The organism is Burkholderia sp. WAC0059, from assembly GCF_002870125.1.
Taxonomy (GTDB): domain Bacteria; phylum Pseudomonadota; class Gammaproteobacteria; order Burkholderiales; family Burkholderiaceae; genus Paraburkholderia.
In genome coordinates this window covers 374,310-393,276 of record NZ_PNEO01000001.1, presented here as the reverse complement: position 1 = coordinate 393,276, position 18,967 = coordinate 374,310, and the positions used below count along the sequence as shown (strand labels likewise).

Below are 18,967 nucleotides of genomic sequence, written 5' to 3'. Positions count from 1 at the left end.
GAAGCCTGCCGGCAGTTTGCCAGGTGGGTCGGAATGGGCCGATACTTTCGCGCATTACCCTTGTCGAGTAAACCGGCATGAAGCTACGTCCAGCCCTCGTCGGCGAACTGGCGGTCAACCTGCTGCTGCCCTGGCTCGCCTACCGGCTCGCGCAGCCGCACTGGGGCGAATTCGGCGCTCTCGTGGCGTCGGCCGTGCCGCCGCTCGGCTGGAGCCTCGTCGAACTGGCACGCTTCAGGCGTGTCGACGCGCTGAGCGCCATCGTCCTCCTCGGCATCGTGCTGTCGATCGGCGCGATGGCGCTCGGCGGCGGTCCGCGCATGCTGCTGATGCGCGAGTCGCTCGTGTCCGGCATGGTCGGCGTCGCGTTCCTGCTCTCGCTCTTCGCGCCCCGGCCCCTCCTGTTCTATCTCGCCCGCGCGAGCGGCGCGCGCGAGCAGGCCGGCGGCGGCGAACGCATCGAAGCGTTGTGGCGCGAGCGTCCGGCGTTCGTCTCGGCCATGCGCGCGCTCACGGCCATCTGGGGCGTCGGCCTCACGGGAGAAACGGCCTTGCGCGCGTGGCTCGCGCTCACCTGGCCCATCGAGCGGTTTCTGGCCGTCTCGCCGTTCATCAGCTACGGTATCTACGGCGCGCTGTGCGCCGCCACGTTCGGGTATCGCGCCCGGATGCGGCGCGCCGGCAGGCGCAGCCTGCCCGACGACGCGTCGAACCGGATCCGCAACGCGCCATAGCCCGACCATAGCCCGGCGGCCGAACCCGCGCCCGCGCCGACGGTCAGACGGCCGGAAAAATCAGTTAGACTCACCGGCAGCCCGCAATCCGCCGACGCAACCCGTTGCCTGCCCGTCGTTACGTCCGCTTCCGAACCTCACCAGCAGTCGATGCGCTATTCGGTAGAAGTCAAAAAATTCCTGTATAGCCAGTATTTCTACGGCGGCCTGCGCATCGCGGTCGGCATCTCGCTGCCGGCCATCCTGTGCCTGCTCGTATTCCACGACAGCGACCTCGGCTTCACGATCTCGACGGGCGCGCTCGGCGCCTGCGCCGTCGACATGCCCGGCCCGCTCAAGTACAAGCGCAACGAGATGCTGGCGTGCAGCGCGATCGGGTTCCTGTCCGCGTTCGCGACGGGCCTCGCGACCGTCAACGGCCTCGCGCTCTGGTGCGCCGTCGTGCCGCTCACGTTCGTGCTCTCGCTGATCGTCGTCTACGGCAACCGCTGGCCGCAAATCAGCTTCGCGACGCTGTTCATGATGGTCATGACGCTCGACGCGCATTTCACGCCGTGGGAAGCGCTCGCCAACGCCGCGTGGATTCTGCTCGGCGGGCTCTGGTACACGTCCTGGGCCACGTTCGTGAGCCATCTGCTGGTGAGCCGCATCGAGCAGCAGGCGCTCGCCGAAAGCGTGTTCGCCTGCTCGGACTATCTGCTCGCGCGCGCCCAGTTCTTCGACCTCGACAACGATCTCGACGAGTGCTATCGCAACCTCGTCGCGAAACAGATCGCGGCCGTCGAGCGCCAGGACGCGGCGCGCGACATCGTGCTGCGCAACCTGCCGAAATTCAGGAGCGGCGAACTCGACGCGCGCCGCGCGATGCACTTCAACCTGTTCATCAACACGGTCGATCTGCACGAGCTGTTCGTCGGCACCCACACCGACTATCCGCTCGTGCGCAACACGTTCGGCGGATCGGACCTGCTCGTGTTCTATCGCGACCTGATCCGCAAGGCCGCCGCCGATCTCGAGGACATCGGCCTCGCGGTGCTGCAGAATCGCGCGCCGCGCGCGCGCATCAACGTGAAGGCCGAACTGCGCGCGATCGAGTACGAACTCGAGCTGATGCGCAAGAACGACGTGCCGCAGAAGGACCCCGAAGCCTACGCCGCGATTGCCGCCACGTTCCGGCGCATCTGGAGCGCCACGCGGCTCATCGACCGGATGCGCCGCAGCCTCGCGAACGAGACGCACACGACCGAAACCGAGCTGCGCATCGACGAGGCGCTGCAGCGCTTCGTCTCGGGCCGCCGCGTGCCGCTGCGGCAACTCTTCTCGAACCTGACGATGGCCTCGCCGAGCTTCCGCCACGCGCTGCGCGTGACGATCGCCGTGGCCATCGGCTTCTGGCTCGGCCGGCTGCTGCCGCTCACCAACGCATACTGGATCGTGATGACGACCGTCATCATCATGAAGCCCGGCTATTCGCTCACGCGCCAGCGCAACGCGCAGCGGATCGTCGGGACGCTGATCGGCTGCACGGCGAGCATGACGCTGATCCTGCTCGTCAAGCATCCGGCCGTGCTGCTCGTGGCGATGTTCGCCTCGATGGTGATGAGCTACAGCCTGCTGCTCTTCAACTACACGGCGAGCGTCGTGTTCACGTCGGCCTACGTGCTGATGATGTTCCATCTGCTCGCGCCGGGCGACCTGCGCATCATCGGCGAACGCGCCATCGACACGGTGATCGGCTGCGCGATCGCCATTGCCGCGAGCCATCTGTTCCCGTACTGGGAATACCGGCTGATGGGCAAGCTCGTGAACGCGATGATCGCCGCGACCCGCCAGTATCTCGACGCCAGCGGGTGGAGCGGCGGCCGCGCCGCCGCCTCGGCGGTCGCGAGCGAGGCCGTGACCGAGGCCGGCGCGCGCGCGCCGGCCGTGGCGATGGCGGCGGGCAGCGCCGAGGCGGCCGCGGCTCAAACCGGAGCGGTCGTTGCCGCCGGGGCGCTGGTCGGCGCGGCAGCAGCGGCGGCGACCACGGCCGCGGAAAACGCCTCGCCGGCCGCCGGCCAAAATACGACGGACGACGTAAAGAACGAACCGCCCGAGACCGGCGACGCGCCGGGACAGTCGGCACAAGCCCAAGCCCAGGCATCGCCGTCGCTGCGCCTTCGCGTGGCGGCGGCCGGCGCGGCCGCATCGTCGCTCGAGCGCGACTACCGCTACCGACTGGCGCGCAAGAACGTCCACGTCGCGTTCGCCAATCTCGGCCAGGCCTTCCAGCGCATGATGCTCGAACCGAAGTCCGCGCAGAAGTTCGTCCCCGAGCTCAACGACCTGCTCGTCCGCAGCCACGTGCTGGCCTCGCAGATCACGGCCGCCGCTGCGCTGCTGCGCAGCCCGGCACGGCAGAACGAGGCGCCGCGCGAAGCGCTGCAGCAGGCGCTGTCGTGCGTGCGGGACAATCTCGATGCCGCCGGGGCCGGGGAAGCCGTGCCCGCCGATCAGGCCGAGATCACGAAGCGGTTGACGCGCGCACTCGACACCATGGTGATCGACGCCGAACGCGAACTGGGCGCCACGGCCGACGCGGCCCAGGAGTTGAAACTGCTGGCGCACCAGTGCAAACAGATGCTCGCGGCCTCGTGGCTGATTCGCAAGGACGCAAGCGTGATCCGGCTGCCCGATGCATGAAAAACGCCGTCGGAAACGCCGTTGCGGCGACGACGCTTCAGGGCAGGCGCACGGGCAGCGCGGTCGAAAACTTTAGCTGCTCCATCGCGAAGCTCGAACTGACGTCGAACAGCGGCACCGCCCGGATCAACTGCTTGTACACGCGGTCGTAGTCCTCGATGTCGGAGACAACGACGCGCAGCAGATAGTCGGTTTCGCCGCTCATCCGGTACGCCTCGACGATTTCCGGAATGTCGCGCAACGCGCGCGTGAACGTCTGGGCCCAGTCCTCGGTATGCAGATTCGTGCGCACCGCGACGAACACCGTCGTTCCGACGCCGAGCTTCTTCGGATCGCACAGCGCCACCTGGGCGCGAATCACGCCGGTTTCCCTGAGCCGCTGAATACGCTTCCAGCATGGCGTCTGCGAAAGGTTGACGCGCTGCGCCAGCTCGGCGACCGGCATCGTCGCATCCGCTTGCAGCAGCTCGACGAGCTTCCTGTCGATCATATCCATGCCTTTTCACCCCCATTCGTAAAATATTTTTCTATAAATTCCGATTCAGAGGGAATTATATGGAAACTTCTTCTCTCGATAAACGGCTATAAATGGTGGTCGAATTCACGCCAACGCCGTCAGGGAACACACGATGAATCTGCCTGCCGAACCACATCGCTTTCGCGCCGACGCCGCGGCCACGGCGGCCGTCGAACGTCTTCGGATCGCGCTCGAGGCGGCCTTCGAAACCGCCAGTCCGGCCCGCGGCGACGAAGCGCTCGGCCACGGCATTCGCACAGCGCTCGAGGCCGCGCTGGCCGACGACGCGCTCGTCACGCCGGCGCAGCGCGCCTGCGGCACCGGAACCTATCAGCGTCATCTGATTTTCGCCGACCCGCGAGGCCGCTATGCCGTCGCGTCGCTCGTCTGGCCGCCCGGCCAGGCGAGCCCCGTGCATGCGCATCACACGTGGTGCGGCTATGCCGTCCTCGACGGCACGCTGACCGAAACGCTCTACACCTGGGACGAGGCCGCCGGCCATGCACGCGAAACTCGCTCGCGGCCGCGCGCGGCAGGCGCCGTCTCGTTCGCGGGACGGGGCCGCGGCGCGGCGCATCGGCTGGCCAACAGCGGCGATGCGCCCGTCGTTTCGCTGCACGTCTACGGCGTGACCGGCCAGCAGATCGGCACGCACGTCAACGACGTGTTGCCGTTGGCCCACGCGGCTTGAAGGTCCGACATCCGGCGGCGGCCGTTCAGTAAGCCGCCGTGGCCACCTGCCTGACGAAGCGGCCCTGCTCGAGTTCGTCGACGAACGCGACGGCGTAATCCTCGGCGGAGATCCGGCTATTGCCGTCCGCATCGGCAATCAGCGTGCCGGCCCCTGTCCTGAACCGCCCCGTGCGCTCGCCGGGCGCGATGAGCGCGGCGGGGGCAAAAAAGGTCCAGTCGAGATCGGACACCGTGCGGAAATAATCGAGCGCCGACCGATGCGCAAGCGCGATCGGCTTGTACGCGTCGGGAAAGCCGTCGGTGTCCACGAGTTGCGTGCCCGGCGCCGCCAGCAGCGACCCCGCGCCGCCCACGACGACGAGCCGCTTCAGCCCCACCGCCCGGAGTCCCTCGACGAGCGCCCGCGCGACGACCGACACGTCGTCGAGCCGCTCCCGTGGCGGCGCATAGGCGCTTGCCACGACGTCGTGGCCGCGCACGGCCGCCGCGACGCCGGCCGGGTCGGATACGTCGACTTTTTCCGCCCGGACGGCGGCGGTAGCCGCCACGCGCCCGGGATGGCGCACGAGCGCGCTCACGCGATGACCGCGCCGCACGGCCTCCCCGACAATTCGCGATCCGATGACCCCCGTTGCTCCGAAGAGGGCGATGTTCAACGTTCTGCTCATTTCAATGCTCCTGTTGCAACTAATGTAACCATAATAGTTACATATAAGAAGAAAAAAACGGAGGCGGCGCCTCCTTTCCTTTGGGCCAGCCCGGCCCAGCCGGACCGTCCGAAGCGTCTCGCGGCAACGCGATCAGGCCGACTATCCGCTACGCCGCCGCGCCAGCCGCCGCTCGTTGCGCACCACGTCCGCCGTCACGTCGGCCAGCGTCCGTGCCGCCAGCGAAGTTTCCATCGCCCGCTGCGCGTCGTCGATCACATCGCGCAGCACGTGCTGGATGTTGCGCCCCACGACGCAGGCCGGATTCGGCGCTTCCCGGTGCAAGGCGAAAAGCTGGCCTTCGTCCACGGCCCGATAGACGTCGAGCAGCGTCACCGCCTGCGGTTCGCGCGCCAGCAACGCACCGCCGCCGGCGCCGAGCTGCGAGGTCGTCAGGCCGGCCTCGGCCAGCATCGTCAGCAACCGGCGGATCAGCGCGGGATTCGTGTTGACGCTGCCCGCGATCATTTCCGACGACAGCGGTACGCCTTCCTGTCGCGACAGCAGCGCAAGCACATGCACCGCAAACGCAAAGCGGCTACTGGTGTTCAATCCGGTTCCATACGTCCAATAATTGAAACTATCTTAGTTACATTAATCCGGGCCGTCAATTGTTATCGTCAAGGCGCGCCCTGATCGCGCGATGCCCCCGCTTCCGACGCGGCGCCGTTCCTGTCCGCCCATTGCTGCAACGAGCGGCCGGCCGTCTGCAGCTCGTCCCCGGTTGCGGCCGCCGCATGGCCCAGTACCGAGTGAGCGGCGCTGGCCGCCTCGTGCCACTGCCCATGCGCCGCCGATGCCGAGCCGGACCCTCCCGCCCCAGACTGCGACGCCATCCCGGCAAAACGCCGCTGCGCGTCGGCACGCGCCGCGTCCACCTGCCGATCGACGTGACGGGCGATTTCGTCGAGCTTCTTCTCCGCCTGTTGCCCGATTTGCTGCGCCGAGCTGGCGGCCTCGTTGTCCGCATTGCCGGACGGCGTGCCGTGCTTTTCGCAACCGGCCGCGAGCAAGACGCAGGCCAGCACAGAAACAACGCGCCAACACCGCGACTGCGGCGCATCGGGAAACGTCGTCGTCATCGAAAGGCCCTCCTGGGCGATGGCGCGAGGGCACGTCCATCGTCCCTGCGCGCCGGTCCTGCCGCTGTTACGGATTGTTCAAACATGCTGGAGTAGACTCGTTCGATGTCGGGCGTGTTCCCACTATTCCACTCCGGAGGTATGCGATGGCAGCCAGGAAAATCCTGTTTCTGACCGGCGATTTCGCCGAAGACTACGAAACGATGGTGCCGTTCCAGGCATTGCAGGCGGTCGGCCACGTGGTGGACGCCGTCTGTCCCGGCAAGAAGGCCGGCGAGCGCGTGAAGACCGCGATTCACGACTTCGAAGGCGACCAGACCTATTCCGAGAAGCCCGGACACCAGTTCACGCTGAACGCGTCGTTCGACGACGTCGATCCCACCAGCTACGACGCGCTCGCGATCGCGGGCGGCCGCGCGCCCGAGTATCTGCGCCTCAATCCGAAAGTGCTCGACCTCGTACGCTACTTCGCCGGCGCACAGAAGCCGATCGCCGCCATCTGCCACGCGGGGCAATTGCTTGCCGCTGCCGAGGTAATCCGCGGCAAGCGCATCTCGGCCTACCCGGCCTGCGCGCCCGAGGTGCGTCTCGCGGGCGGCGAATACGCGGACATTCCCATCGACGCCGCCGTGACCGACGCGCCGTTCGTGACGGCGCCGGCCTGGCCCGCTCACCCCGAGTGGCTGCGGCAATTCCTCGTGCTGCTCGGCACGCGAATCGAGCTGTGAAATTCGGCGCGGGCCGCGCCAGGTCAGACGCCACTGTTCCGGCCGATGGGGCTCGCCGCTCTGTCGGCCGGAAGCACAGGCGGAATGAGGACCACGGAAGCCTGCCCAACAAGCGAGCGATTAATGTCCAATCTGGTGTTTACGCACAAATAAAGGGCAATCCCGCACTCTGCCGGCACCGTTCCGCCGCCGACAAAATCCCTGAATCGGTGCGGAAACGCGCTAAATTCAACCCGCCCTCACCATAATCGATCACTTCTGGCCCATCTCTTGCTTAATCCTGCGCCATTTTTGAGCACAAGCGGGACAAGGGATGGACAATCTGAAGACAGGCGCCGATACGCTCTTTCTGCTACTCGGCGCCACCATGGTATTTGCGATGCACGCCGGCTTCGCGTTTCTCGAGCTCGGCACGGTACGCCGGAAAAACCAGGTCAACGCACTGGTCAAAATCCTCGTCGATTTCTCCGTTTCGACGCTCGCCTATTTCTTCATCGGCTACACGATCGCCTACGGCGTCCAGTTCTTCGCCCGCGCCGATCTGCTGGCCGCCCACAACGGCTATGCGCTCGTGCGCTTTTTCTTCCTGCTGACGTTCGCCGCGGCGATTCCCGCGATCGTCTCCGGCGGCATCGCCGAGCGTTCGAAGTTCAACCCGCAGCTTTTCGCGACCTTCGTCATCGTCGGCTTCATCTATCCGTTCTTCGAGGGCATCGCGTGGAACGACCGCTTCGGCTTGCAGGACGGGCTGACCCGAATGTTCGGCGCGCCGTTCCACGACTTCGCCGGATCGGTGGTGGTACACGCGTTCGGCGGCTGGGTGGCGCTGCCCGCCGTGCTGCTGCTCGGCGCGCGTCACGGACGCTATCACCGCGACGGCCGCGTCGTCGCGCATCCGCCGTCGAGCATCCCGTTCCTCGCGCTCGGCGCCTGGGTGCTGGCCGTCGGCTGGTTCGGCTTCAACGTGATGAGCGCGCAGACCCTCGACAAGATCAGCGGCCTCGTCGCCGTCAACTCGCTGATGGCCATGGTGGGCGGCACGCTGGCCGCCTGGGCGGCCGGCCGCAACGACCCCGGCTTCACCTACAACGGACCGCTTGCCGGCCTCGTGGCCGTCTGCGCGGGCTCGGACGTCATGCATCCGCTGGGGGCGCTCGTCACGGGCGCGATCGCCGGCGTGCTGTTCGTCACGATGTTCACCTGCGTGCAGAACCGCTGGCGCATCGACGACGTGCTCGGCGTCTGGCCGCTGCACGGACTGTGCGGCGCGTGGGGCGGCCTCGCGGCCGGCATCTTCGGCCTGCCGGCGCTCGGCGGCGTGGGCGGCGTATCGTTCGCCTCGCAGCTCGTCGGCACGCTCGGCGGCATCGTCGTCGCGACGCTGGGCGGCACGCTCGTGTACGGCGTGCTGCGCGTCACGGTCGGGCTGCGCATCGACCTGGAAGAGGAATACAACGGCGCCGACCTGTCGATTCACCGCATCTCCGCCACGCCGGAACAGGAGAGCGCGCGCTGACCGGGAACCCGCTCCGGATCGCCGTCGACATCGACCCGCTCAGCCGCGCGCCCGCGACGTCGGGCGAAATGCCGGGCGCGGCCACGCCCGGCTTCCTACAGACGCTGCGCGATCGCGAGCGTCAAGATCCGCGCCCAGCGCTTCGCCTCGCGCTCGCTGCGCATCGGCAGCAGCCATAGCGGCTGGCCCCGGTCGCTCACCCGCAACGCGACGCGCCAGCCCGCGCCCTCCCGCTCGGGCCGCGCGCCCTGCAGATCGGCGAAGATGTACGAGCCGCGCGTCGCGCCGACTCGCACGTCGCAGAGCCTTTTGTCGGCAGCGAGACGTATCTCGCCCCAATCGTCCGAGAGGCCGTGCGTCCAGTCGCCGTCGTGCAGATTGGCGGCGACGTCGCGACGACGGCGCAGGAAAGCGGCGAGCGCCACGGCGAGGGCCGCCGCGACGACGACCGCCGCGCCGATCGCTACATCCGTTCCGAACCGTGCTGCCAGCGTATCGAATGCGCGCACCGCGCCGTAGACGAGCGCGACGAACGCCAGCAGCAAAACGAGAATCGGCATGCTTCAGGACGTCCGCGCTTCGACGCGCGGCGCGCCGTCCCGCCCGAAAGAAGGCGGGACGGCCGGCGCCCGGCCGTGGAGGGAAACCGCAACGGTCATTGCGACTGCGGGTGCTGCGCGGCCCAGGCCTTGACGGCCTGCAGCGTGTTCGCGACGTGCTGGTCGGGCGAAAGGCTCGTGTACTCGTAGAGAATCGTGCCGTCCGGCGCGATCACGTACGACACGCGGTTGGCCAGCGATTCGTGCATCGGCATGGCCGCGTCGTAGGACTTGATGATCCGGCCGCTTTCGTCGGCCGCGACCGGGAACTTGCTGCGGCACTCGCTCACCGAGAACTTCGTCAGCGTGGCGATGTTGTCGTGCGAGACTCCGATCACCGTCGCGCCGTACTTTCGATACTCGTCCACGGCGTCGGCGAACTCGTGCGCCTCGATCGTGCAACCCTTCGTGAAGGCGGCCGGATAGAAGTACAGCACGACCGGCCCCTTCCTGAGCGCGTCCGCCAATGAGTAGCGATAGGTCTTGCCGCCGAGCGAGGCTTCGGCCGTGAAATCGGGCGCGTGCTGGCCCGGCTTGAGCGTCGCCTGCGCGGTCAGCGCATGCAGCGAGAGAGCGGCGAGCGCTGCGCTCACCGCCGCGATCCTGCTACGTTTCATGTCCCGAATCCTCACAATGGTCCCGCGAATCGTGGTTATCGACTTCTTTTCCGATGCTCCGTGCCCGCCGTGGCGGCGCACGCGCGCAGGGGCTAGATGCCGCCGCGCGCCGTGAACCAGGCGAGCGCGCCGAGATTGAGTTCAGCGAGCCGGGCCGGCGTCAGCATCGCGAACGCGCCGCCCTGCGCCGCGACGAGCGCCTGCGCCCCGGCATCATCGCCGCGCTCGACCGCGAGCGCAATACGCAACAACACGCCCAGGTCGCCGTCGCGGCTGCCCACCGCGTCGCGAATCGGCTGCGCGAGGCCGAGACGACCGAGCGCATCGTCGCCCGTCGAATCGACGAGCACGTGCAGCAGCGAAAACACGCCGGTCATGAACGCCGCGTCGGCGAACGCCGCATCGTCGGGCCGCAGCGCGCGGGCGGCCAGCTCCATGAAGCAGGCGCGCGTGCCGGCCAGTTGCACGAGCGGATCGGAACCCCAGGGCAAATCGTGATCGCTCGCGTAGAGCAGGAGCTGCGTCCAGCGCGCGATCCGGCGCCGGCCGGCCGCGAGCACCGCCTCGCGCAAGGACGAAATCGGCTTCGTCAGGCCCAGCGTCGACGAGTTGACGAGCCGCAGCAGTTGCACGACCACGCCCGGGTGAGCCTTGAGCTCGGTTTCGAGCTCGTCCACGCCGGCATGGGAAGCGACGAGCGTCAGGAGTCTCGTCAGCCCGGCCTGCGAGGAGCGCGTGCGCGGCATGCTGAGCACCTGGGGACGCGCGAAGAAATAGCCCTGGAACAGATGGAAGCCGAGCGAGAAGGTCAGGTCGAAGTCCTCGCGCGTCTCGACTTTCTCCGCCACGAGCTGCTTGCCGGCGGCGATGACGGTCGCGGCCAGCCCGGGCAGCGCGGCGCGATCGACCTGCAGCAGGTCGACCTTCACGATGTCGGCATGGGGCAGCGCCGCGAGGAATGCGTCGTCGCAGGCGACGACGTCGTCGAGCGCGATCCGGAAGCCGCGCCGGCGCAACTGGTCGACGCGCTGGCGCACGGGCTCGTCGAACCGGACGTGCTCAAGCACTTCGAGCACGAAGCACGCGGGAGAAAGCAGATACAGGATGTCGTCGAACAGCAGGTCGCGACCCACGTTCACATAGCCGGCGTGTTGCCCCAGCACGGCCTGCACGCCGAGATTGCCGAGCGCGCGGACGATCACCTGGGCCGTCGCGAGCCCGTCGTCGGTCACTTCCGCCCGGTTGACCGGGCTCGCGCGGAACAGCAACTCGTAGGCCGTGATCGCGCCGTCGCGGTCGAGAATCGGCTGGCGCCCCAGATAGACGAACGGCAGTTCCGCGCTGGCGTCGGCGCCGGCCGCCTCGACGGCCGGCGGATCGTGCGTCGACGACGGATCAGGCATGGGGGCGCGGCTCCGGAGAACGCACGGCGCCGGTCCGGTCAGGCGCGACGGGCGGGCAGGCGAGCCCTTGCGGGCGGGCGAATGGCGGCGGCATGGTCGCACCACTTTAACCGAATCCTTATACAGTCGCACCTGCTTCCTGCCCGTGCTCCGATCCGGCAAGGAACCCGACGCTTTTTGCATTCGGGCTAAAGATTTGTCCCGCAGAAGCCGATAACTGTATGACAAACGTTTCCAGACGCCCAACCGATCTGGCCCCAACGGGCCGGCGGGCGCTGCCAGCGAGCATAGTGGGGCAGCCTGGCCCGTACATGAGCGAGAGATTGCCAGCAACACACATGGAAGCGAACAGAATGACCGCGCTCCGCCCGCGCAGGTTGCGTAAAGCCCTCGACCGGCTTTACGCCCTCGTGAGACGCGACGACGACGCGCGCGAAGGCCCGGCGAACGCCGCCAATGACGCCGCCGACGCCGGCCCGCGCGGAACCCGATTCGCGCAGAACGCGGCCGGAGCGGCGCTCGAAACGACGGCCGGCGCAGTCGATTTCTTCGTCCACGTCGACGAAAGACTGCGCTTCCTGTATGTCTCGGATGCGAGCCTGCGCTTTGCCGGCTACCCCCGCGCCTATCTGCGGGACGCGACGCTGCGCGACCTGGTCGCGGCCGCCGACCTGCCCCGGCTCGACGCCCTGCTCGAACGCGCCGCCGCGAGCAGCCGCACCGAGAAAGCCACCGTCGATCTCGTGCGCTCGCTCACTTACCCGCTGACGGTCGAGCTGCGCGTGCTGCGCGCGCCTTACGCGGGCGTCGACGGCTACGCGGTCGCGGGCTTCGACGTGTCGGACCGGCAGGCCACGGAGGCACGCCTCACGCACGCGCTCCATCACGACCCGCTCACGGCGCTGCCGAACCAGGCCGCGCTCGCGTCGGCGCTGGCGCGCATGCAGGCCGACGCCGACGCGAGCGGCCTGCCGGCCGCCCTGCTGGTGCTCGACATCGACAGCTACCAGCGCGTCAATCGCGCGCTCGGCTACGACGCGGGCGACGAGATGCTGCGCGAGACGGCGCGCCGGATCACGAACCTCGCCCAGCAGGGCGAGCTGATCGCGCATGCCGGCAGCGACGAATTCGCCATTCTTATCGCGCCGCGCGCCGGCGTGGACGCGCAAACCCTGCAGGCCGAAGCCGAAACGCTCGGGCGCCGGCTGCTCACGGCCGTCCTGGAACCCTATCTGTTCTGCGAACAGCCCGTGCACCTGTCGGCCAGCATCGGCATCGCGCTCTATCCGGACGCCCGGCACGCGGCCGACAACGCCGCGCGCAACGGCAACGCGAGCCCGGTGCTGCGCTGGGCCGACCAGGCGCTGCAGCGCGCGAAAGCCTCGGGCGGCAACACGCTCGCGCTGCACGTGCCCGACGACGACCCCGCCGACGCCGAGCGGCTGAAGCTCGAATCGGACCTCTACGACGGCGTGCGCAACGGCGAGTTCTCGCTGCACTTCCAGCCCATCACGAGCAGCCAGACGCACGGCGTCGTCGGCGTGGAAGCGCTGATGCGCTGGCAGCATCCGGTGCACGGGCTCGTCCCGCCCTCGACTTTTATTCCGCTTGCGGAATCGGTCGGGCTGATTAATTATCTCGGCAACTGGGTTCTGAAGGCCGCCTGCATGCAGCTCGCCAAGTGGGACGAGCAGGGCATTTCACTTCAATACATCGCCGTCAACGTGTCCCCGCAACAATTTCGCAATCCGCACTTCAAGGACAGCGTGTACGAAGCGATCGAGCTGACCGGCGTCGATCCCGGCCGGCTCGTGTTCGAGATCACGGAAAGTCTGCTCATGCACGACCCGGTCCATGCGCGCGCGCTGCTCGAGGACCTCACGGCGCTCGGCATCGGCTTCGCCATCGACGATTTCGGCACCGGCTATTCGAGCCTCGCCTACCTCCAGCGCTTCCCGCTCTCGAAGCTGAAGATCGACCGCAGCTTCGTCGAGAACCTGCTCACCTCGCGCAACGACCAGGCGATCGTCAACGCCGTCGTCGGGCTCGCGCGCACGCTCGAACTCGAGCTCGTGGCCGAAGGCGTGGAAACGGAAGCCCAGCGTGAGCTGCTCACGAAGATGGGCTGCGATCACATCCAGGGGTGGCTCGTCTGCAAGGCGCTGCCGTCGGAAGAACTGGCGCAGCGCTTCGAGTCGCGCGCGCTCTATCTCCACCGGGAGGCGGCCTGATGATTCTGCGCCCCGCCCTTCCATGATCGACATGGCGCAGACAACGACGAAAACGGTACTGCTCGAGCGGCTCTGGACGCGGATGAACGAGCGCGGCGACTTCCCGATGCTCTCGCAGGCGTTGCGCAGCACGATGGCCGCCGTGAACAGCGACGAGCTCGACTTCGGCGCACTCGTGCAGATCGTGCTTTCCGACTTCGCGCTGACGCAAAAGGTGCTGCGGCTCGCGAACTCGGCCATGTACATGGCGTTCGGCGGCAACATCACGACCATCACGCGCGCGCTGACGGTGCTCGGCATGGACGCGGTCGGCCATCTCGTGGTCGGGCTGAAGATCGTCGATCACTTCCATCACAGCGCGTCGCGCCGCATCGACGCGAAGCTCGAGCTGAACCGCACGATGCTCTCCAGTTGCGTGGCGCGCAAGCTCACCGAGCACGACGACCTGCGCACGGCCGAAGAGGCGGTGGTCTGCACGCTGATGCGCCAGGTCGGCAAGCTGCTCGTCGTCTGCTACCTCGACGCGGAATGGGACCAGATTGGCCGCAGCGTCACCGACGGCATCGGCGAGGACGAGGCCGCCCAGACCGCGCTCGGCGTGACGTTCGCGGAACTCGGACTCGAAGCGGCGGTGCGCTGGCGACTGCCCGAGCAGATTCGCTCGGGCATGGCGCTCTACGACCCGCACGGCGACGAGCCGCGCCCGGTGCAGTGGCTGCGCGCCATCACGAGCTATTCGACCGAAGTGGCCGGCGTGCTGACGACGCCCGACCTGGCCGGCGAAACGCGCGACGCGCGCCTCGCGGAACTCGCGTGCCGCTACAGCCGCGTGCTCGCCGCCGATTCGGACACGCTCGTCAAAATGAGCGTCTCGCTGGCCGCCGAGGAAACCGAAGGCAGCGTGATGCGCGAGATCACCGAGCTGCGCGCCAACGCCATGACGCGCGCGGACCTCACGCCCGGGGCGCGCATCGCCGCCGGCATCGAGGACCTGCGGGCCCTGCCCGACGACAGCCCGCTCGACGCCGTGCTCTCGCTGGTGTCGGAAACGGTGCTGGCCGGATTCGGCTTCACGCGCACGATCGCGTTCGTCTCGCGCGGCGAACCCCTCTTCGAGGCGGGCTTCGGTTTCGGTCCGGGCGCCGAGGAGGCCCTGCCCGGCCTTTCGCTCAGCGCGACGTTCGAGCCCGACGTCTTTCACCTCGCCATCGCGAACTCGGTCGGCATCTTCATCGAGAACGCGCGCGATCCGAAAATCGTGACGCGGCTGCCCGGCTGGTTTCATCGCTCGTTCGGCGATGCGCGGGCCTTCGTGCTGCTGCCGGTGCCCGGCGGATACGAAGACGCGCCGCCTGCCGCGCTGCTGTACGGCGACTGGCTGATCACGCAGCCGCAGCCCGGCATCTCGCAGCAGGAAATGAATGCGCTCAACGAGCTGGCACGCGAGCTGACGCGCTTTTTCTCGCGAAACCAGAGCACGGTGCTTTAGCCGGAGAGCGCGGGACGACGGCCCGTCAGTCCTCGATGCGCTCGAGTTCCGACGCGTCGGTGTTGCGGTCGGCCATGCCGGCCCATTCGGCCGCCTCGAGGCCGAGCGCCGACACGTCTGCCGCGCCCAGCGATTCGAGCCGCTCGCACACCTCGTCGATCCGCGCCCAGTTCGCGCATTCGAGCGCCTGCACGGCGTCGAGCAGCTGCCCGAGCCGCCCTTCGCGCTGGACGATGGCCTTGCGGATCATCGGCGAGAGGGCCAGCCTGTCGAGCGTGCCGCCGATCGCGCCGCCGAACACCGTGTCGATGAGCGAAAACACCCCCACGAGAAACGCGGCCTCGACTTCGCCGAGTCCCGCGTCGGGCAGCCGTTCCATGGCCAGCTCGATGAAACGCGCGCGCGTGGCCGCGAGCTGCAGCAGCGGATCGTCTTCGAGCGGCACCTTGCGACCGTCCGCATAGAGCAGCAATTGCGTCCAGCGCGCGATGCGGTCCGTGCCGGTCGCGTTGATCGCCTCGCGCAGCGTCGTCACCTTGCGGCCGAGATCGAAGCGGCCCGAATTGGCGAGCCGCATCAGGTGCATGACAAGCACGGGGTTCAGCATGAGTCCGGCTTCGAGCTGCGCGACGGTCGGCTCCGAAGCCAGCAATTGCAGCATGTCGAGCAGCGCATGGCGAGGCGCGCTCGCATGGCGCGTGCTGCCCTGCGGCAGCGCGAAAAAATAGCCCTGAAAGCGATCGAAGCCGAATTCGTGCGCGAGCGAGAAATCGGCCGCGTTCGCGACGTGATCGGCGATCAGGATCTTGCCCGCCGCCTTCAGCACCTCAGCGAGCTTCGGCAGCATCACGCGCGGGATGCGCGAGAAGTCGATCTTCACGGCCTCGACGTAAGGCAGCAGTTTCGCGAAGGCGTCGTCGATCTGCGCGACGTCGTCGAGCACGAAGCGATAGCGGTAGCCGTGCAGCTTGACGAGCCGCTCGATCAATGCCGGATCGGCGCCGAGGGCCGGCGAAAGCTCGAACGTAAAGCGGCCTGGAGGCAAGTGGCGCATGCCGTCGTCGAACAGCAGCCACGCCGGCACGTCGATCTGCGCGTCGTGTCCGGCCAGCGCGGCCCGCAGGCCCGGCGACGCGAGCGCGCCGACGAACGCGCGGATCTCGCCGGCATGCGGATTCGCTCCGTCGCCCGGAGCGCCGTCCGATTCGTCCGATACGGCGCCCGGCGCGTCCCGAGGCGCGTCGGGCGACTCGATACGGACGATGCGCGCCTTCAGCTCGAAACCGCAGAGCATGCCGTCGCGATTCAGGATGGGCTGACGCGCGAAACAGACTTCGTACTGCTCAACTGCGTGAGCGCTCTGCACGCGTTGCTGCAATGGCGGCTGCACGCCGGCATCGTCGTTCATGTGTCCCCCGCAAAGCGTGACCCTTCTTTCGATTTCTGATCGTCCGGTTCGCGATTTTATCCCGACGCAGGCACCGCAGCCTACGCGCAAATCGCTCTATTTTCGGCAAGTACGGCCGGAATAATGACCGCATACGCCCCCCAATTTCCGCCTGCCGTCGTTCCGTCAGGCGAGCGAGGCCAGCGTGTCCGCGGTCGTCTCGACGACCAGCAGCCCCGCGCGCAAACCGGGCTTCACGGCGGGATTCGGAAACACGATGCGCTCCTCGTCGTGCCCGGCCACGTAGCGATGATCGCCGTCGCGCGCGAGCAGCGTGCCGCGCGCGAACGGCGTGAAATTCGGCACGTCGGACGCGAGCTCGAGTTCGAAGGCCTCGCTGTGTTTCGTGATCTGCGCCGTCACCGTGAAGACGCGCGGCAGCGTCACGCCGGCGCCGGCCAGCGCACAACCCGCCAGCAAGCCGCGCACCGCGCGGTCGGCGGCCTCGAAACGCGTCAGATCGTTCTGGCCGAACGGCCTCGCCCGGCCGAGCTCCAGCGTGCAGGCGAGCGTGCCGCAGCGCCCGGCCGTGAAGTGGGACCACGTCGCGCCTTTTTCGGTATGCACGAGCACGGCCGCGACGCGCGCCTCGCCCAGCCACGCGAACATCGCGCGCGACGGCAGCGCCCCCGTATGCGGCAACAGCGCGAACGGCTCGAACAGCGAAGCCCGGATGGCCGTGTGCATGTCGAGATGCCAGCGCGCCTGCCCTGCCGGCGCGTCGTCGAAGAAGCGCCGCACCATGCGCTCCAGCGTCGCCGCGCGCGGCGCTTCGCGGCTGCCGGACAACCGCTCGTGGCGACCGCCGAAGAGCCGGTTCAGATCGTCGTCGAGATAACGCCGGCCGGCGCGCATCGCGGCCACGTTGCCGAGCACGACGAGCAAACGACACGAGAGCGATGCCCGAGCGCAGGCCAGATCGCGCACGAGCCGCGAGAGCAGCTCGATCGGCGCCGTTTCGTCGCCGTGTATGCCGGCGGACACGATCACGCTGCGCGTCGCGAGCCCCGTCGGCCCCGGATCGAACTGCAGCACGCCCTCGTCCAGCCAGCGCCAGCGCACGCCGCGCGCGCACTCGCCCCGTTCGTGTCCGGGCGCGGGACGCGTGCCGGCCAGCGTGCCGCCGACGAAATCCGCCAGCAACGCGGGCAGATTCGCGAGCTCAGCGCTGAAAGTCATAGAGCGAGCCCAGGCCGAGGATTTGCGTCAGTTCGTCGAGCGCCGTGCGCGATTCGACGAGCAACGACGGATCGGCGAGATCGTCGGGCGCGAGCCGGTCGCGATAGTGCCGCTCGATCCAGGCATCGAGCCGCCCGAACAACGCCTCGTCGAGCCAGACGCCGGGCGCCGTCGCCGCGCGCTGCGCCTCATCGAGCACCACGCGCAGCCGCAGGCAAGCCGGGCCGCCGCCGTTCTTCATGCTCTCGCGCAGATCGAACGCGAGCACTTCGCCGATCGATCCGCGCCGCGCCACGAGTTCGTCGAGCCAGGCGCCGACCCGCTCGTTCTCCCGGCACTCCTGCGGCACCACGAGCATCTGCGTCCCGTCGGTCCGGCTCAGCAACTGGCTGTTGAACAGATACGACGACACGGCATCCGCCACGCTCACCTGTGCGTCGGGCACCTCGATCACCTCGAGCTCGGCGCCGCGCGCCGCCAGCTTCTCGCGCAATGCGTCGTACACCTGCCGCTGTCCGACGAACGCGTGCTCGTGGCACAGCAGCGTGCCGCGATTGCCGACGGCGATCACGTCGTTGTGGAACACGCCCGCGTCGATCGCGTCGGGATGCTGCTGCGCGAACACGACGCCGTCTTCGGCGAGACCGTGCCGATGCGCGACGGCGCGGCTCGCCTCGAAACTCTGGCGCGCCGGAAAGCGCTTCGGCTCGGGGCCACGGCGAAACTCGCTGCGCCCGTACACGAAGAACTCCACGCCCGGCGCCCCGTATTGCGAGCAGAATCGCGTGTGGTTCGCCGCCCCTTCGTCGCCGAGCGCCGGCGTGCCCGGCAGCGCCTCGTGCACGACGAAATGCGCGGAATCGGCGAAGACAGCCGCGAGCGTCCGGCGCGTCTCCTCGTGCTCGATCGCGCGATGCAGCTTGCTGCACAGGTTCGCGGGCGTGAAGTGCACGCGCGCGTCGGGCGTATCCGGCGACGGGCTCACGGTCGCCGCGTTCGCCGTCCACATCGCCGACGCGGAGCTCGCGGCCGCCAGCAGTTCCGGCGCGGCCTTCGCGGCACGCGCGATGGCCTCGGCCTCCTTGCCGCCGAAGCCGAGCTCGCGCAGCAGGCGGATCGCGGGCCGCTCCTGCGGCGGCAACACGCCCTGCCGGAAACCGAGGTCGGCGAGCCGCTTCATCTTGCGCAGCCCCTGGCGCGCGGCCGCCTTCGGATTGGCCGCGGAACGCTCGTTGCTCCGCGAGGCGACGTTGCCGTACGAAAGCCCCGCGTAGTTGTGGGTCGGTCCGACGAGGCCGTCGAAATTCGCTTCGAATGAAGCCGGATCGTGCGCTTGCATCAGT

Annotated in this window: 17 protein-coding genes; 7 read left to right on the top strand and 10 right to left on the bottom strand. The window is 68.2% G+C overall.

The features are described from left to right. The first annotated feature begins 77 nt into the window (after positions 1–77). Together CY652_RS01695 and CY652_RS01690 are read left to right on the top strand one after the other, a co-directional pair. Positions 78–734: a VC0807 family protein gene (locus CY652_RS01695; protein ID WP_102128925.1), complete on the top strand. Its 657-nt coding sequence runs from the start codon at positions 78–80 to the stop codon at positions 732–734. Positions 735–884: 150 nt separating this feature from the next. Then, positions 885–3,416, top strand: coding sequence for an FUSC family protein (locus tag CY652_RS01690; RefSeq protein WP_102128924.1), 2,532 nt, complete (start codon positions 885–887; stop codon positions 3,414–3,416). A 37-nt stretch (positions 3,417–3,453) separates the two neighbouring features. Here CY652_RS01690 and CY652_RS01685 read toward each other — a convergent pair whose 3' ends face one another. Beyond that, positions 3,454–3,912: an Lrp/AsnC family transcriptional regulator gene (locus CY652_RS01685; RefSeq protein ID WP_102128923.1), complete on the bottom strand. Its 459-nt coding sequence runs from the start codon at positions 3,910–3,912 to the stop codon at positions 3,454–3,456. Positions 3,913–4,045: 133 nt separating this feature from the next. On the opposite strand from CY652_RS01685, the gene CY652_RS01680 reads away from it, so the two are divergent. Further along, positions 4,046–4,624: a cysteine dioxygenase family protein gene (locus CY652_RS01680; RefSeq protein ID WP_102128922.1), complete on the top strand. Its 579-nt coding sequence runs from the start codon at positions 4,046–4,048 to the stop codon at positions 4,622–4,624. A gap of 25 nt (positions 4,625–4,649) precedes the next feature. Here CY652_RS01680 and CY652_RS01675 read toward each other — a convergent pair whose 3' ends face one another. The 3 genes from CY652_RS01675 to CY652_RS01665 form a co-directional block, all read right to left on the bottom strand. After that, positions 4,650–5,294, bottom strand: a complete 645-nt coding sequence (locus CY652_RS01675; RefSeq protein ID WP_102128921.1) for an NAD(P)-dependent oxidoreductase — start codon at positions 5,292–5,294, stop codon at positions 4,650–4,652. A gap of 141 nt (positions 5,295–5,435) precedes the next feature. Beyond that, complete coding sequence (locus CY652_RS01670; protein ID WP_102128920.1) at positions 5,436–5,885, bottom strand: Rrf2 family transcriptional regulator; 450 nt, start codon at positions 5,883–5,885, stop codon at positions 5,436–5,438. A 68-nt stretch (positions 5,886–5,953) separates the two neighbouring features. Beyond that, a complete protein-coding gene (locus CY652_RS01665; RefSeq protein WP_102128919.1) occupies positions 5,954–6,415 on the bottom strand; it encodes a hypothetical protein in 462 nt (153 codons plus the stop codon). A gap of 146 nt (positions 6,416–6,561) precedes the next feature. On the opposite strand from CY652_RS01665, the gene CY652_RS01660 reads away from it, so the two are divergent. Further along, the gene (locus CY652_RS01660; RefSeq protein ID WP_102128918.1) at positions 6,562–7,143 is read left to right on the top strand and encodes a DJ-1/PfpI family protein; all 582 of its coding nucleotides are present in this window, start codon (positions 6,562–6,564) and stop codon (positions 7,141–7,143) included. 313 nt (positions 7,144–7,456) lie between these two features. Continuing rightward, a complete protein-coding gene (locus CY652_RS01655; RefSeq protein ID WP_102128917.1) occupies positions 7,457–8,659 on the top strand; it encodes an ammonium transporter in 1,203 nt (400 codons plus the stop codon). A 95-nt stretch (positions 8,660–8,754) separates the two neighbouring features. Here the strand turns inward: CY652_RS01655 and CY652_RS01650 are convergent, their stop codons facing one another. From CY652_RS01650 to CY652_RS01640, 3 genes are all read right to left on the bottom strand, one after another. Further along, positions 8,755–9,219, bottom strand: coding sequence for a hypothetical protein (locus CY652_RS01650; protein ID WP_102128916.1), 465 nt, complete (start codon positions 9,217–9,219; stop codon positions 8,755–8,757). 95 nt (positions 9,220–9,314) lie between these two features. Beyond that, complete coding sequence (locus tag CY652_RS01645; RefSeq protein WP_102128915.1) at positions 9,315–9,875, bottom strand: peroxiredoxin; 561 nt, start codon at positions 9,873–9,875, stop codon at positions 9,315–9,317. Positions 9,876–9,967: 92 nt separating this feature from the next. Continuing rightward, positions 9,968–11,278, bottom strand: a complete 1,311-nt coding sequence (locus CY652_RS01640; protein ID WP_102128914.1) for an EAL and HDOD domain-containing protein — start codon at positions 11,276–11,278, stop codon at positions 9,968–9,970. Between the two features lie 338 nt (positions 11,279–11,616). Here CY652_RS01640 and CY652_RS01635 point away from each other — a divergent pair, with 338 nt between their 5' ends. Both CY652_RS01635 and CY652_RS01630 read left to right on the top strand, forming a co-directional pair. Continuing rightward, entirely contained in the window at positions 11,617–13,509 is a 1,893-nt protein-coding gene (locus CY652_RS01635; RefSeq protein WP_102128913.1) for a putative bifunctional diguanylate cyclase/phosphodiesterase, read from the top strand. Positions 13,510–13,534: 25 nt separating this feature from the next. Then, positions 13,535–14,998 (top strand): HDOD domain-containing protein, encoded by a 1,464-nt coding sequence (locus tag CY652_RS01630; RefSeq protein ID WP_374703621.1) that lies wholly within the window; start codon positions 13,535–13,537, stop codon positions 14,996–14,998. 25 nt (positions 14,999–15,023) lie between these two features. On the opposite strand, the gene CY652_RS01625 is transcribed toward CY652_RS01630, so the two are convergent. From CY652_RS01625 to astB, 3 genes are all read right to left on the bottom strand, one after another. After that, a complete protein-coding gene (locus CY652_RS01625; RefSeq protein ID WP_102129027.1) occupies positions 15,024–16,292 on the bottom strand; it encodes an EAL and HDOD domain-containing protein in 1,269 nt (422 codons plus the stop codon). Between the two features lie 279 nt (positions 16,293–16,571). Continuing rightward, positions 16,572–17,624 carry a succinylglutamate desuccinylase gene (gene astE, locus CY652_RS01620; protein WP_102128912.1) on the bottom strand — a complete coding sequence of 351 codons (1,053 nt, stop codon included), beginning with the start codon at positions 17,622–17,624 and terminating at the stop codon, positions 16,572–16,574. Further along, positions 17,608–18,963, bottom strand: coding sequence for an N-succinylarginine dihydrolase (gene astB, locus CY652_RS01615; protein WP_102128911.1), 1,356 nt, complete (start codon positions 18,961–18,963; stop codon positions 17,608–17,610). The genes astE and astB overlap by 17 nt, the downstream gene beginning before the upstream one ends. Positions 18,964–18,967 lie beyond the last annotated feature (4 nt).